Below are 14,443 nucleotides of genomic sequence, written 5' to 3' on the forward strand. Positions count from 1 at the left end.
CTGCGCGGTATCAGCCCTGCCGCTGCGGCGGCAGGCGAACCTGCACCTTCTCGACAACGGTGAAATCGCCCTCGATGACGTCGCTGGGCGCGGTCGAGCGCGGTGCGGGCTGGCCTCCGCGCAGTTTCCACCACAGCTGGCGCAGGCCCAGTGCGGCGAGCACGGCCGCCGCCAGCGCAGCCCCGGCCAGCGCGAAGAAGGACAGCACAGCGATGCCGGCCACCGCCAACAGCAGGCGCACGATCGGGTTGCGGGGCAGGCGAAGCTGGACGAAGGCGGGGCGCATGGTGGGTCCTGTGGGCGGCCGCTGGAGGCGGACGTCGGTCGAGTATTGAGGCGGATCGCTCCGGCCTCAAGCGCGAAGCCGAGCCTCGGCTGAATGAAAGCCCCCGCGGCCGCCGTCGAGGGCAGGCGCCGATCCGCACGCGCGTGGATCGGGCGCGGCGGTGTTGCCGCGCTTTTCGTGCTCGCCGCCGGCTGCGTATGCTGGGAGGCCCCGCGCGGAGCCCGCCTATGTCCCAACGTCTGTGTCTGCTGTCCGACCTGCCCGAGGCCCAGCCCATCGCCGTGGAGGCGACGATCGACGGTGGCGAGGAGTCGCTGGTGCTGGTGCGCAGCGGCGAGCGCGTCGAGGCCTTCCTGAACGTCTGTCCGCACGCGGGCCGCCGCCTCGACTGGGCGCCCGGCAAGTTCCTGATGGAGGGCGGCCGCCTCGTCTGCGCGGCGCATGGCGCGAGTTTCGCCCTGCCCGGCGGGGCCTGCGTCGCCGGACCCTGCAAGGGGCAATCGCTGTCGGCGGTCGCCGTGCAGGTCGAGGGCGAGGCCGTGCTGTTGGGCTGAGGCTCGCTGCTGTCGCAGCTCAGCGTTCACAGCGTGTGAAAAGACCTGGACGCCGCAGTGGGCGGATGGTTCTCGCCTGCGCTCAGTCGGCGCGCGCCCGCCGCATGTCCACATGCGGTATGCCGTCTTCGAGATAGCCCTCGGAGCAGACCTCGAAGCCGTGCGCGGCGTAGAAGCCCTGCAGGTGCGCCTGCGCGCCGAGGGTGATCGGCTGGCCGGGCCAGAGCGCTTCGCAGCGGGCGATCGCCTCGCGCATCAGTGCATGCGCCAGCCCCGCGCCGCGCGCCGACGCGCTGACGATGACCCGGCCGATCGCCGGCGTATCGAAACCGAGCCCCGGCGGCAGCAGGCGCGCATAGGCCTGCAGTCGACCCTCGCGTTCGCCCAGCAGGTGCCAGACGCCGGCCTGGGCATCGCGGCCGTCGAGATCGGGATAGGGGCAGGTCTGCTCGACGATGAACACATCGACGCGCAGGCGCATCAGCGCATACAGGCGATGCACGTCGAGCGCCTCGAAGGGCAGGCAGGACCAGGCGACAGCGGTTGTGGACATCAGAGGCTCCAGCCGCGCAGCAGCAGCCAGGCCAGGGCCAGCGCGGTCGAGATCAGGGTGACGGGGATGCCGACCCGGGCGAAGTCGGCGAAGCCGAGCCGCACGCCCGCCTGGGCGGCGCGTTCGGCGGTGATGATGTTGGCCAGGCTGCCAAGCAGCAGCAGGTTGCCGGCCAGCGTCGAGAAGACCGCCAGCGCAGTCAGTGCGTGCTGCGACAGCCCGCCGAGGGTCTCGACCAGCAGCATCACCAGGGGCACGTTGCCGATGGTGTTGCTGCCGATCAGCGCCGCTGGCACCAGCAGGCCGAGCCGCTCGAGGTTGAGCCCGGCCGCGTCCAGCGCCGCCACCGCGGAACTCGCGGTCGGCAGCTCGGCAAAGGCGGCGGTGACCACGAACAGGCTGGCGATCAGCACCAGCAGGCTCCAGTCGACGCGCTTCAGCAGGGCGGCGGTGCCGATCCGGCGGCCGGCAAGCAGCACGGCGGCAATCGCCAGCGCGGCGATCTCGCGGTGGCGATCGAGCAGCAGCATCGCCACCACCACGGCCAGCACGGCGAGCACGCTCTTCAGCAGCAGCCAGCGCTGCAGCGGCAAGTCGGCCAAGGGTTCGGCGCGCGCCGCCACCGCCAGCCGACCGCGCCAGGTCCAAGCGACCACGGCGTACACGCAGAGCAGGGCCAGCGCCGAGGGCAGGGCAGCGACGGCGAGATAGGCCAGGAAGTCGAGCTGGCCCAGCTCGCCGATCAGCAGGTTCTGCGGATTGCCGACCAGCGTCGCCGCCGAGCCGGCATTGCTGGCCAGGGCCAGACCCAGCAGGTAGGGCCGCGGGTCGAGCGCGCGCGCAGCGAGGCCGTGGACCAGCAGCGGCGTCAGCGCGAACACCACGATGTCGTTGACCAGCAGCGCCGACAGCAGGCCGCCGGTGGCGACCACGAGGCCCAGCAGGGCCAGCGGCGACAGCGGGCTGCGCGAGAGCGCGCGCGCTACCGCGTCGAAGGCGCCGGCCTCGGCGAAGTGGCCACCGATCAGCATCAGCGCGAACAGCAGCACCAGGGTCGGCAGGTCCAGCGCCTGCGCCCACTCGCCGTAGGGCAGGGCGCCCGTGGCCAGCAGCAGGGCCGCGCCGCCCAGCGCGATGCCGCTGCGGTCCAGCGCCAGCCCTGGCAGGCGGCCCAGCGCCATGCCGAGGTAGACGAGGGCGAAGACGATGATGACGAACGCGGTCATGGGGCGGGGCGCAAGGGCGTGGCGCGCAGTGTAGGGGCAGGGGGCGCCTCCTGCGGGCGAGCGCGGGTTCGTGTGCAGCGCCCGTCTCCATGGCGTGGGCCCTGGCCCACCATGAGCTCTGCACTCGCCTCACCCCGTTCCCGGCGAACGCCGCCAACGCCCGGCCGCCATCGCCCACCCGGCCCATCCGATGCTGCGATAATCCCGCCCCATGAACACGACCCGCGACGCCCAGGACAGCAGCCGCGCGCAGAGCGCCCCCGGTGAGACCACCCACTTCGGCTTCCGTGAAGTGCCGACCGCCGAGAAGAAGCGCCTGGTCGGCCAGGTGTTCAGCTCGGTGGCTGCGAAGTACGACCTCATGAACGACCTCATGAGCTTCGGCATCCACCGGATCTGGAAGCGCTACTTCGTCGCCACCAGCGGTGTGCGTCGCGGTGACCGCGTGCTCGACCTGGCAGGCGGCACCGGCGACATCGCGCGCCTGCTGCTGGAGCGGGTCGGCGAGAGCGGCGAGGTCATCATCGGCGACATCAACGGCGACATGCTGCGCGTGGGCCGTGACCGGCTGACCGACCGCGGCCTGGTGCGCGGCCTGCGCTACGCCCAGTTGAATGCCGAGGCGCTGCCGTTTCCGGACGCCAGCTTCGATCTGGTCACCATCGCCTTTGGCCTGCGCAACGTCACCGACAAGCAGAAGGCGCTGAACGAGATGCAGCGCGTGCTGAAGGTCGGCGGTCGTGCCCTGGTGCTGGAGTTTTCCGAAGTGCAGCCGCAGTGGCTGAAGCCGCTGTACGACCTCCACTCCTTCCAGGTGCTGCCGCGGCTGGGCAAGCTGTTCGCCGGTGACGCCGACAGCTACCAGTACCTGGCCGAGTCGATCCGCCAGCATCCGCCGCAGAACGAACTGAAGGCGATGATGGAAGCCGCGGGCCTGGAGCGCTGCGACTACCGCAACCTCACCGGCGGGATCTGTGCGATCCACTCGGGGCATAAGCTCTGAAGAGCCGGGATTGGGGATTCGGGATTCGGGATTCGGGATTCGGGATTCGGGATTCGGGATTCGGGATTCGGGATTCGCAAGAGCGCCAGCCGGAATAGGGCGGGTCCCACGACCGCGAAGGACGCCTTGCATGCAGCGAAGCCGCAGGCCGTTGGGCGCGGATTGGGTGCGTGGGGGCAGCGGATGTACCTGCGACTCGGTTGACGCCTTGCATGCAGCGACGCCGCAGACGGCTCGCCGCGCAGGGCGCTCGAACCGCATGTGTCCGACCTCGGCACGGGCATCGACGCCCAACACGCGCAGCCGCCCGTGGGTGGAAATCGAGAGCGGCTGCTAGACTCGCGCGGTTTTCACATCTGCCTGCGAGTTCCGCCCATGGCCCTGCGCTCCGCCTCGCGTTCCGTTCTTCTCAGCCTGCTCGGGCTGCTCGTCTTCGGCGCCTTCGCCACCGTGCAGGCGGCCCCTGCCGAGCCTGCCGTCGAGATCGATCCGGCGCTTGCCGACCGCGTCCGCGACGAGCACAGCTATGCCCAGCCGGACAAGGTCCGCATCCGCGATCTCGCGCTGAACCTGCACGTCGATTTCGACACCCGCAGCCTGCGCGGCGCGGCCGACTACGCCCTCGATTGGCAGGACGAAAAGGCCCGCACGCTGGTGCTCGATACCCGCGACCTGAGCATCGACAAGGTGCTGGGCCGCCGCAGCGATGGCCTGTGGCGCCGGCTCGACTTCAAGCTCGACGCCCCCGATCCGGTGTTCGGCTCGGCCCTGCGCATCGAGATGCGCCGGCAGTACGAAGTGGTGCGCGTGCGCTATCGCACCTCGCAGAACGCCTCCGGCCTGCAGTGGCTGGAGCCCTCGATGACGGCGGGCGGCAAGCAGCCTTTCCTGTTCAGCCAATCGCAGGCCATCCACGCGCGCAGCTGGGTGCCGCTGCAGGACACGCCGGGCGTGCGCTACACCTACAGCGCGGTGGTGCATACGCCGCCCAACCTGGTCGCGCTGATGAGCGCCGACAATCCGGTCAGCCCGGTGCGCAACGGCCGCTACGTGTTCCGCATGTCGCAGCCGATTCCCTCGTATCTCATGGCGATCGCGGTGGGCGATCTGGCCTTCAAGCCGATCTCCGCGCGCGCCGGCGTCTGGGCCGAGCCGCAGACCCTGGACGCCGCGGTCGAGGAGTTTGCCGATACCGAACGCATGATCGAGGCCACCGAGTCGCTGTACGGCCCCTACCGATGGGAGCGCTACGACCTCTTGATCCTGCCGCCGAGCTTTCCCTTCGGCGGCATGGAGAACCCGCGCCTGTCCTTCATCACGCCGACCGTGATGGTGGGTGACAAGTCGCTGGTCAGTCTGATCGCGCACGAGCTGGCGCACTCCTGGTCGGGCAACCTGGTGACCAATGCGAGCTGGAAGGACATCTGGCTCAACGAGGGCTTCACCAGCTACGTCGAGAACCGCATCGTCGAAGCTCTGTACGGCGCCGAGCGTGCGCAGATGGAGAGCGTGATCGAGCAGGCCAGCCTGCGCCGCGCGCTGTCCGAGCTCGACGCCAAGGACCAGGTGCTGGTGCTGCCGCCGCTGCAAGGCCGCGATCCCGATGACGCGCTGTCGCCGGTGGCCTATATCAAGGGCGCCTGGTTCCTGAGCTTCCTTGAGCAGCGCTACGGTCGCGAGGCCTTCGATGCCTTCCTGCGCGGCTACTTCGATCGCTATGCCTTCCAGAGCATCGACAGCGGCACGTTCCTTGGTCATCTGCGCGAGACCCTGATGGCCGCGCAGCCCGACGTGGTGAGTGAGACCGAACTGCAGGCCTGGCTGTTCGAGCCCGGTGTGCCCGAGTTCGCGGTGCCGGCCAGTTCGGCGCGCTTCGCCGCGGTCGACGCCGCGCGCCGGGACTTCCTCGATGGCAAGACCGCCGCCAAGGAGCTCGACACCGCCCAGTGGAGTACGCAGGAGTGGCTGCAGTTCCTGGAGGGCATGCCGGAGGTGTTGGAAAGCGCCCAGTTGATCGCGCTGGATGAGGCCTTCCGCTTCACCGGCACCGCCAACGGCGAGTTCGCGATGCGCTGGTATCCGCTGGCCGAGCGCAGCGGCTATTTCGAGGCGCGCCCGGCGATGGCCGAGTTCCTGAAGCGCATCGGTCGGCGCAAGCTGATCATGCCGGTGTACGCCGCGTTGGCGGCGACGCCCGAGGGCTTGGAGTTCGCCCGCGCGGTGTTCGCCGAAGCGCGCCCGGGCTACCACCCGATCACCTCGGCTTCGGTTGAAGCCGCGCTGAAGTAGGCCGATGAGCCGGCGCCGCCGTTTCAGCCGTCGACGCCGCCGCTGGGCGCCCTGGCTGGCCCTGCTGGCGCTGCCCCTGCTGGCCTATCTCGCGCTGGGCCTGCTCGCTCCGGACTGGCTGCTGCGCCAGGCCCTGCGCCTTGACGCTTGGCGCAGCGGTGCTGCGCGCATCGAGCTGCAGGTGGAAGGCGAGCGCTGGGTGCTGTTGCAGCGCGGTGCTGTCGATCCCGCGCAGCCGGTCTGGCTGCTGCTGCATGGCTTCACCGGCAGCAAGGAGAACTGGCTGCCGCTGCTGCGCGCACTGCCGGACGACGTGCCAGTGCTGATGCCCGACCTGCCGGGCTGGGGCGAGTCGGAGCGCCGCGCGCCGGCTGACTACGGCTACGCCGCGCAGGCGGCGCGTGTAGCCGCCCTGATTGAGACGCTGGGACTGACACAGGTGCATCTGGTCGGCCATTCGATGGGCGGCGGCATCGCCGCGCTGGTCGCATCGAGGCATTCGCAGGGCCTGCGCTCGGTCACTCTGATGAGCGCGGCTGGTGTGCGCTTCCGCGACAACGCCTTCGGCCAGGCGGTGCTGCGCGGCGAGCATCCCTTCGGCGTGGCCACGGTGGATCAGCTCGACGCCTATCTCGGGCTGGTCTTCCGCGACCCGCCGCCACTGCCCTGGCCGCTGAAGTCGGCGCTGGTCGAGCGCCGCATCCGCGACGACGCCTTCGAGCGCGGCGTGCTGGAGGCGATCGCACGCGGGCCTGAGGCCTTCCTGCCCGGCGAGTCCGCCGGCGCCATTGCCCTGCCGACCCTGGTGCTGGGCTGCTCCGCCGACCCGGTGGTGGACCCGAGTGCGGGCGAGGTGTACGCGCAGCGGATCGCGGGCGCCGAGCGCGTTGCCCTGGAGGGCTGCGCGCACATGCCGATGATGGAGCTGCCGGAGGCTGTTGCCGCGGCCCTTCGGCAGTTCGCGGAGCCCATGCCGTGAGCGCGCTCGACTGGGCCGAGGTGCGGCGCCTGTTCGACGCCATCTGCGATCTGCCGCCCGAGCAGTGGCGCGGGGTACTCGAGGCAGAGGGCGTCAACGAGGCCGTGGCGGCCGAGGTGCTGTCGCTCTGCGATGCGCAGACCCGTGGCATCGGCCTGCCGCAGCCGGTGGCGGAACTGCTGGCCAATCTCGACCCCGAGCTTGCGCCGGGCACGCGGCTTGGGCCCTGGCGGATTCTCGGCACCCTCGCCGAGGGCGGCATGGGCCGGGTGTATCTCGCTGAGCGCGCCGACGGCCAGTACCAGCTCAAGGTTGCGATCAAGCGCCTGCGCGCGCTCGGCCAGCCGGACGAGAACCGCATGTTGGAACGCGAGCGACAGATCCTCGCCGACCTCGCGCATCCGCATATCGCCCGCCTGCTGGACGGCGGCACCAGCCCCAACGGCCAGCCGCATCTGGTGATGGAGTACATCGAGGGCGAGCGCATCGATCGCTGGTGCCGTGCGCAGGCGCTCGACCTGCCGGCGCGGCTGCGCCTGTTCCAGCAGGTCTGCCGCGCGGTCGCGCATGCGCACCGGCATCTGGTACTGCACTGCGACCTGAAGCCCTCCAACATCCTGGTGCGCAGCGACGGCTCGCCGGTGCTGCTCGACTTCGGCATCGCACGCCTTGCCGGCAGCGCCGATGCCCAAGGGCAGGGCTACATGACGCCGCGCTATGCCAGCCCGGAGCAGAAGCGCGGCGATCCGCTGTCGGCGGCCACGGATATCTACAGCCTTGGCCTGATCCTGTCGGAGCTGGTCGCGCCCGGCGACGAGGATCCGCGCGGCGATTCCTCGACGGCTACGCCGCCGACCCAGCCGCCCAGCGGACGCGCGCGGCGCAGCGGCCTGCCCTGGGCGGGGCGCCTGCGCGGTGACCTTGATGCGATCGTGATGCGCGCCTGCGCGGCCGAGCCGGAACACCGATACGCCAGCGCCGAAGCCCTGGCCGAGGACATCGAGCGCTACTTCGAGCACCGGCCGGTCTCACCGCTGGCGCATCGGCGCGGCTACCGCCTGCGGCGCCTGCTGCAGCGGCGCTGGCCGGCCTTCGCTGTGGGCGGAGTGCTGCTGACGATGGCGCTGGGCTTCACCGTGAGCCTGCAGCAGCAACTGCAGCGCGCTCAGGCGGCTGAGCGCGCGGCGCGGCTGGAAGCGGAAAGCAACCGCGAGACAGTCGACTTCCTGCTGAGGGTGTTCGAGCACGCCGACCCCGAAGCCGGCGAGCGCGCCGACACCACCGCGCGTGACCTCATCGATGCTGCCCGCGCCGAGCTCGAACAGAGCCTCGACCGCCAACCGCGGCTGAAGCTGCGGCTGGCAGTCACCCTGGGCAGCGTCTATGAGCGCATCGGCCTGCCGGCGGAATCGCTGGCCCTGCTGCGCATGGCCGAAGCCCTGGCGCCCACCGATCTCGAGGTGACCGAGCGTCTGCTCCTGATGGACGCCCTGGCCCATGCGCTGAACTCGCTGGGCCAGCGGGCCGAGGCGATCCGCGTGGCCGAGGCCGCCAGCGCGCTGGCACGATCTCGCCTGCCGCCGGAGCACCCGGTCTTGGCCAACGCGCTGAACATGCAGGGCCTGCTGCTGGATGCCGAACGCCGCAGCGCCGAGGCGCTGCCGCTGCTGCAGCAGGCGCTGGACATCCGCCTCGCAGCGTTTGGCGAGCACAGCATCGAGACCGCCGCGACCCTGCACAACCTGGGTCTCGCGGCGCGTCGCCTCGGTCGGCTCGATGAAGCCGAAGCCTGGCTGGAGCGCTCGCTGGCAGCGAAGCGCACCCTGGTGCCGGAGGGGCATCCGCGGGTGCTGACCTCGCTCGAAGCCCTGGCCAACGTCTATCGCGATCGCGGCGAGCTGGCGCGGGCGGTCGAGAGCTTCGCGCGCCAGCGCGAACTGCGCGTGCGTGCGCACGGGGCCGACAGCGTGCGGGTGGCCAGCGTGAGCAACGAACTCGCCAGCGGTCTGCACGACCTGGGGCGCTATGCCGAGGCTGAGCTCGCCTATCGCGAGGCCCTGCGCATCAACCTGCTGCGTCGTGGGCCGGACGCGCCAGATACCGCGGTGGTCATCAACAACCTCGCCAGCCTGCTGGAGGACCGCGGTGATCTCGAAGGCGCCGAGCCACTCCTGCGCGATTCCCTGCGCATCCGCAGCGCAGCGCTCGGGCCCGAACATCTGGCGACCGCGCGCGCCCACGGCAACCTCGGTCGATTGCTGATGCTCCGCGGCCAGCGGGATGCAGCCCGCATCGAGATCGAGCGCGCGCTGGATCTGCGCGGGCGCGCGCTGGCCGAGCCGCATGCCGAGCTGATGGGCAATCGCCTGCTGCTGGCCCGGCTCGAAGCGCGCAGCGGCAACCGCGCCGCGGCCGAGCGGCACTTCGACTCGGCGCGCGCCCAGTTCGAAGCGCTGGCGCCGCGCGATCCGCTGCTGCGGCTGCGCTTTCTGGAGTCCGAAGCCGAACTGGCGCTGGAGTTCGGCGATCCGGCGAGTGCGCGTGCGAGGTTCGATGCCGCGATCGCGCTGGCGCGCGAGGCCCTGTCCGCCGAGCATCCGCGCTGGGCCGGGCTGGTCGTGCGGCGCGCGCGCGCGCTGCCACTGGAATCGGCCGAGCCCGTCGAGCTTGAACGGGCCCTGCAGGTGCTGGAGTCTGCCCTGGTGTCCGAGGCCCCGCTGCTGCGCGATGTCCGGCGCGGTGCCTCAGGTTCGGGTTTCGACGCGCCTTAGGGAAGGTCTGAACAACCCCATCCAGGAGTTGCCCAGACGTCGCGAGTTCGGCGCAGGTCCGGACTGGCTCACGCCGGATCAAGCACTTGCGTGCCTGATCCGCGGGCGCGCCGTCCTGGCGCGCGGGAAGCTCGAATGAATCAGAGCTTCCTTGGTTCGCGGTGGTTCAGTGCGTACGCCCGCCGGGGAGGTCTTTCCGTGGGCAAGGGCTGACCAAACAGATCGCAACACCGCGGTGGGCCAACGCAGCCGTGGCGAGCGTGCTCGGTGCGGGCAGGCTCGGCGCGAGCACGCTTGGATAGCGCGTGATCGCACTGCCTTGCCTCGGGGCGGCGGCACCCCCGGCGAGCGTCTTCCTCATGGTGGGCCAGAGCCCACCCTATGCGGGCTTGGGTCTGCGATTGGGGGCGGTTCAGCGGGTGGCGGCGACAGCGATCGGTCAGGCGCTCGATGACCGGGCAGCGTAGCGTGACTCCGCTGGCATCGGCACTGCACGGCGCCAGTCGATCAGCCCACAGACCGGGCGGCGCAGGCATGCCGTGCTGCCCGGCGGGGCTGCGGAGGCCGCCGACAGCCTTGACGCTGCGGCTGCTGCCGCGGCTGAGATCGGGCGGCTGTCGTGGGGCGGTTCATCGCGCGGCACGGGATGGCCGGGTTCGCGCAGGTGTGGCGGCAGGATCAGGTCCATGGACGGCGCTCCCGCTGTGCTCGCGCACGCAGCGCAGGCGCAGGGATGGGCGTTCGCGGAGTCGCTCCAGGACGCAGTGCAGGCCGTGGGGCCGAGGCGCTGCGCGGCGCCAGCAGACGCAGTCGGGGCTTGCGGGTTTCGCGTTCGAACATGCCGATCTCCTCCGTGTGCGGGTCGCGACGGGCGGTACGTCGCGGTGGACACAGTTGAAACCGCCGGCCGGTGCTGGTGCCGACGCGATCTGGCGATTTGCGGGCAGAACGCCGGATGGCCGCATGCGACGTGCGCATCGCTCAATCTCTTCGTCCCGCCACAACGCGAAAGCGCGCCCCCGAACGGAGGCGCGCCTTCGTCGACCTACCGTGGACCGGGCGACTACTCGCCCAGCAGATGCTTCTGCCAGAACAGCATGCTGGCCGCGCTGAAATAGTCGGCATTGGTCTTCTTGGCGAAGCCGTGGCCTTCGTCCTTGAACACCAGGTACCACACATCGCCGCCATTGCCCTGCACCGCGTCGACGATCTGGTCGGCCTCGGACAGGGGCACGCGCGGGTCGTTGGCGCCCTGGGCGACGAACAGCGGCGAGCGGATTTTCTCGGCGTTGTTGAGTGGCGCGATCTCCTCGAAGAACGTCGCGATCTCCGGGTCGCGCTCATCGCCGTACTCGGCGCGGCGCAGGTCGCGGCGGTAGCTCTCGGTGTTCTTCAGGAAGGTGCTGAAGTGCGAGATGCCGACCACGTTGATGCCGGCGGCGAGGCGGTCGGCGTAGTCGACGAGCGTTGCCAGCACCATGTAGCCGCCGTAGCTGCCGCCCGAGACGCCGACCTTGTCGGCATCAAGCCCCGGCTGCTGGGCGATCCAGTCGAGCAGGGCGCCGATGTCCTTGACCGAATCCTTGCGCTTGATACCGTTGTCGAGGTCGAGGTAGGTCTTGCCGTAGCCCGCCGAGCCGCGCACGTTCGGCACCAGCACCGCCACCTGCAGCTCATCCAGCATGAACTGGATGGCCGGGCTGAACACCGGCAGGGCCTGGGCCTCCGGGCCGCCGTGGATATTGATCACCACGGGCAGCTTGCGCTCCGCCGGTACGCCCGCCGGCCGGTAGTAAAAGGCCGGAATGGACAGGCCGTCGAAGCTCTCGTAGCGGATCAGCGTCGGTGCGACGAAGCGCGAGGCGTCGAGGCCGCCGACTTCACCTTCGGTCCAACGGGTCAGGCTGCGGGCAGCCAGATCGACCACGTAGACGTCGCTCGGCGTCACCGCACTGTTCAGCGTCAGCGCGATGCGCTGGCCATCGGGCGAGAAGCCCATGCCGCCGATCACGCCGACCGGCAGCTCGGGCAAGGGCACCGGACGGTGATCGGGCAGGGACAGCACGTGCAGGCGGAAGATGCCGTCCTCGTTGCTGGCGTAGGCCAGATGGCGGCCGTCGGAGGCGATGTCGAAGGCCACCACGTTCCAGTCGAGATCGGCCGTGAGCACCTGCACCGGCTGCCCCGGGCGGTGGTAGCGCAGGCGGCGGAACTCGCTGTTCTCGTCCGAGATGAAATAGATGCCCTCGCCATCGGGCGCATAGCGCAGGCCGCCAAAGGCGGCCTTGCCGCCCTCGACCGGGAAGCGCTCGAGCTTGCCGGTGGCGAGATCGACCTCGCCCGGCTGGCTTTCGTTGATCGAGATGTAGCGCTGCACCAGCAGACGCTTGCCGTCGGCCGAAAAGTCGTTGGCGTACCAGTTGCCGCCCTCGGTGAGCACGGCGCGCGCGTCGCCGTCGAGCGAACGCACCCAGATATCGCTGTCGCGGCCGTTGCGGGCGGTGCTCGACCAAGCGAGCAGGCGACCGTCAGGCGACCAGATCGGCTGCTCGTTGCGGCTGCGGCCGCCGTCGGTGAGCAGGCGCGTGCTCCGGGTCTCCAGGTCGTAGTGGTAGAGCTGCCAGAACTCCGAACCTCCCACATCCTTGCCGAACACGAAGCCGCGGCCGTTGCTGCCGGGCTGGGCGCGCACCGAGGACACCGGTTCCTTCTGGAAGCTCAGCTGCTCGCGCATGCCCAGCGGTGCGCGAACGCGGTGCACCTGGTTGGTTTCGCCGAAGCGCGTGCTGATCAGCAGCTCGCCGTCGCTGGCCCAGCCGGCGAAGCTGGCCGGACGGGTGTTCTGGTAGCGGTCCAGGCGTTCGATCAGATCGGCCGGCAACTCCGGCACACCTTCGGTCACGCGGTTGCCGACTTCGAGCCGTTCGGCCGCCATGGCGGGCAGGGCGAGACTGAGACTGATGGCCGCCAGCGCGGCGAGGCGCAGGCGGCGCGGGAGAGGTTGCAGCAGGGTCATGAGCGGCGGGCCCGGTGGTTGGACAGGCCTGCAAAGGTGCCGCCTGCGGGTCTTGGGCGCGGGTGCCAGAAGGCAGGGCGCAGCGCTTGGGATCGCTGGACTCTTGGCGTACTGCAGGTGCCGGCCAGCGCGCTGGGAGGCGTCACGCCTGCGCGGCCCCTGTCCGCTCGAAGGCGCTGGCGTGAGTCCCGGGATGCAAGGCCTGACGCGCGTCGGACGGGTCCTGCTCCATCGCGGGGGAGAGGGGATGAAGCAGGGTGGCGAGGCTTGCGGCGCTCACCTGGGCCGCCTCGATTGCGTTCAGCGCAGGTCGACGTCGACGTAGGCCTGCTCGATGGCGCGCTCCAGCGCGGCAAACACGTCGCGCGCGGTTTCGAACTCGCGGCGCAGGCCGGGGAGGAGGCGGATCAGCTCCTGCTCCTCGGGCGTGCCGATGGTGGCCGATGAGAGTCGCATGCCAGCGGTGAGGTAGCGGGCGCGGTGCTCGGCCACCACCTTCGCCAGTTCGACCACGTGCTTGCGCTCGATCTTGGGAATGTCGCGGTGGATCACCTCGCGGTTGATCTTGCGGATCTCACGCTCGATCTCCTGCAGCGCATAGCGATGCCGCTTCATCAGCGCGTCTTCGTCGTCCTGGGGCAGCATGGGGGCCTCCGCGTGGGGTGTGCTCGCCCTTGCGACATGCAAGTTTCGCGCTTGGGCCGGCGTCAAGCCTGTGCTGCGCCTTTACGCAGGGGTGCGAACCACGTGCGCGCGGCTATGCTTTGCGGGCTGTTTGCAGGACGCGCGAGGGGGGGCGAGCGCTACTCAGTCTCTCGATCCTTGATGTGGAGCCCCTCTCCCCTGGTGGGAGAGGGGTTGGGGAGAGGGGGCGCACCTTGCGCGAGACTTGCCTCCTCCCCTGGCCTGCCGTCGCTTCGCTCGGGCTCCCAAGAATGTCGGCTGCCACCGGCAGCCGACAGGCGTTCTTCTCCGCTTCCCACGAGGGGAGAGGGGAGTCGCTTTGCTCCGGCTCTTGCGAATCCCGAATCCCGAATCCCCAATCCCGAGCTCCGAAACCCATGCCCCAGTCCAGCGTCTACGTCCTGCCGCCGCCCGCCCAGCCCTGCGTTGCCGTGGCCGAGAGTTCGCAATACTTCCCGGTCCGCCGCATCTACTGCGTGGGCCGCAACTACGCCGAGCACGCCCGCGAGATGGGCGCGGACCCGAGCCGCGAGGCGCCGTTCTTCTTCATGAAGCCGGCCGATGCGGTGGTGTCCGACGGCGCGCGGATTCCGTATCCGGGCCAGACCGCGGACTTTCACTACGAGGCCGAGCTGGTGGTGGCGATCGGCGGCAGCGGTGCGGGCCTGAGCCCCGAACAGGCGCAGGCCCTGGTGTTCGGCTACGGCGTCGGCATCGACTTCACTCGCCGCGACCTGCAGGCGCAGTTCAAGAAGGGCGGCAAGCCCTGGGACATGGCCAAGGGTTTCGACCGCTCCGCGCCCTGCAGCGCGATCGTGCCGGCGGCGCGCATCGGCCATCCCAAAACGGCTCGCATCGAGCTGATCCAGAACGGCGAGATGCGGCAGTCGGCCGATATCGCCGACCTGATCTGGTCGGTGCCGGAACTGCTGGCGAATTTGTCTACCTTCGTGCGGCTGGAGCCGGGTGATCTGGTGTTTACCGGCACGCCAGCCGGTGTCGGCCCCTGCGTGGCGGGCGATCGTCTGACCGCGCGCGTCGAGAGCATCGGCCAGATCAGCGTCGAGATCACGGAGCGCTGA

At 70.2% G+C, this 14,443-nt stretch carries 11 protein-coding genes; 6 read left to right on the plus strand and 5 right to left on the minus strand.

Annotated elements, in window-relative coordinates; all coding sequences use genetic code 11:
- Positions 1–10: 10 nt before the first annotated feature.
- Entirely contained in the window at positions 11–286 is a 276-nt protein-coding gene (locus tag BLP83_RS05710) for a hypothetical protein (protein WP_091239964.1), read from the minus strand.
- A 227-nt stretch (positions 287–513) separates the two neighbouring features.
- On the opposite strand from BLP83_RS05710, the gene BLP83_RS05715 reads away from it, so the two are divergent.
- On the plus strand, positions 514–840 hold the full coding sequence (locus BLP83_RS05715) for a Rieske (2Fe-2S) protein (protein ID WP_091239967.1): 327 nt from the start codon (positions 514–516) through the stop codon (positions 838–840).
- Positions 841–922: 82 nt separating this feature from the next.
- Here the strand turns inward: BLP83_RS05715 and BLP83_RS05720 are convergent, their stop codons facing one another.
- Both BLP83_RS05720 and BLP83_RS05725 read right to left on the minus strand, forming a co-directional pair.
- Positions 923–1,393 carry a GNAT family N-acetyltransferase gene (locus BLP83_RS05720; protein WP_091239969.1) on the minus strand — a complete coding sequence of 157 codons (471 nt, stop codon included), beginning with the start codon at positions 1,391–1,393 and terminating at the stop codon, positions 923–925.
- Positions 1,393–2,619, minus strand: a complete 1,227-nt coding sequence (locus tag BLP83_RS05725) for an SLC13 family permease (protein WP_091239972.1) — start codon at positions 2,617–2,619, stop codon at positions 1,393–1,395. Before BLP83_RS05725 ends, BLP83_RS05720 begins: the two co-directional genes overlap by 1 nt.
- Positions 2,620–2,830: 211 nt before the next feature.
- Between BLP83_RS05725 and ubiE the strand changes: the two genes are divergently transcribed.
- The 4 genes from ubiE to BLP83_RS05745 all read left to right on the plus strand — a co-directional run bounded on the left by ubiE (position 2,831) and on the right by BLP83_RS05745 (position 9,661).
- Complete coding sequence (gene ubiE / locus BLP83_RS05730) at positions 2,831–3,622, plus strand: bifunctional demethylmenaquinone methyltransferase/2-methoxy-6-polyprenyl-1,4-benzoquinol methylase UbiE (RefSeq protein ID WP_091239975.1); 792 nt, start codon at positions 2,831–2,833, stop codon at positions 3,620–3,622.
- A 375-nt stretch (positions 3,623–3,997) separates the two neighbouring features.
- Entirely contained in the window at positions 3,998–5,911 is a 1,914-nt protein-coding gene (locus BLP83_RS05735; RefSeq protein ID WP_091239978.1) for a M1 family metallopeptidase, read from the plus strand.
- A 4-nt stretch (positions 5,912–5,915) separates the two neighbouring features.
- Positions 5,916–6,890, plus strand: coding sequence for an alpha/beta fold hydrolase (locus BLP83_RS05740; RefSeq protein ID WP_091239981.1), 975 nt, complete (start codon positions 5,916–5,918; stop codon positions 6,888–6,890).
- The gene (locus BLP83_RS05745) at positions 6,887–9,661 is read left to right on the plus strand and encodes a serine/threonine-protein kinase (protein WP_091239985.1); all 2,775 of its coding nucleotides are present in this window, start codon (positions 6,887–6,889) and stop codon (positions 9,659–9,661) included. Before BLP83_RS05740 ends, BLP83_RS05745 begins: the two co-directional genes overlap by 4 nt.
- A gap of 1,063 nt (positions 9,662–10,724) precedes the next feature.
- Here BLP83_RS05745 and BLP83_RS05750 read toward each other — a convergent pair.
- Both BLP83_RS05750 and BLP83_RS05755 read right to left on the minus strand, forming a co-directional pair.
- Positions 10,725–12,677 (minus strand): S9 family peptidase, encoded by a 1,953-nt coding sequence (locus BLP83_RS05750; protein WP_218121200.1) that lies wholly within the window; start codon positions 12,675–12,677, stop codon positions 10,725–10,727.
- 300 nt (positions 12,678–12,977) lie between these two features.
- The gene (locus BLP83_RS05755) at positions 12,978–13,322 is read right to left on the minus strand and encodes a hypothetical protein (protein WP_091239988.1); all 345 of its coding nucleotides are present in this window, start codon (positions 13,320–13,322) and stop codon (positions 12,978–12,980) included.
- Between the two features lie 416 nt (positions 13,323–13,738).
- Here BLP83_RS05755 and BLP83_RS05760 point away from each other — a divergent pair, with 416 nt between their 5' ends.
- Positions 13,739–14,443, plus strand: a complete 705-nt coding sequence (locus tag BLP83_RS05760; protein ID WP_091239990.1) for a fumarylacetoacetate hydrolase family protein — start codon at positions 13,739–13,741, stop codon at positions 14,441–14,443.

Origin of the sequence: Aquimonas voraii, from assembly GCF_900101825.1 — a bacterium.
GTDB classification, from domain to species: Bacteria; Pseudomonadota; Gammaproteobacteria; order Xanthomonadales; family Xanthomonadaceae; genus Aquimonas; species Aquimonas voraii.

Excerpts from the sequence above, each read along its gene's own strand:
- BLP83_RS05725 (WP_091239972.1), bottom strand. The coding sequence starts at position 2,619 with ATGACCGCGTTCGTCATCATCGTCTTCGCCCTCGTCTACCTCGGCATG.
- BLP83_RS05760 (WP_091239990.1), top strand. The coding sequence starts at position 13,739 with ATGCCCCAGTCCAGCGTCTACGTCCTGCCGCCGCCCGCCCAGCCCTGC.
- BLP83_RS05740 (WP_091239981.1), top strand. The coding sequence starts at position 5,916 with ATGAGCCGGCGCCGCCGTTTCAGCCGTCGACGCCGCCGCTGGGCGCCC.
- BLP83_RS05750 (WP_218121200.1), bottom strand. The coding sequence starts at position 12,677 with ATGACCCTGCTGCAACCTCTCCCGCGCCGCCTGCGCCTCGCCGCGCTG.
- BLP83_RS05710 (WP_091239964.1), bottom strand. The coding sequence starts at position 286 with ATGCGCCCCGCCTTCGTCCAGCTTCGCCTGCCCCGCAACCCGATCGTG.
- ubiE (WP_091239975.1), top strand. The coding sequence starts at position 2,831 with ATGAACACGACCCGCGACGCCCAGGACAGCAGCCGCGCGCAGAGCGCC.
- BLP83_RS05735 (WP_091239978.1), top strand. The coding sequence starts at position 3,998 with ATGGCCCTGCGCTCCGCCTCGCGTTCCGTTCTTCTCAGCCTGCTCGGG.
- BLP83_RS05720 (WP_091239969.1), bottom strand. The coding sequence starts at position 1,393 with ATGTCCACAACCGCTGTCGCCTGGTCCTGCCTGCCCTTCGAGGCGCTC.
- BLP83_RS05715 (WP_091239967.1), top strand. The coding sequence starts at position 514 with ATGTCCCAACGTCTGTGTCTGCTGTCCGACCTGCCCGAGGCCCAGCCC.
- BLP83_RS05755 (WP_091239988.1), bottom strand. The coding sequence starts at position 13,322 with ATGCTGCCCCAGGACGACGAAGACGCGCTGATGAAGCGGCATCGCTAT.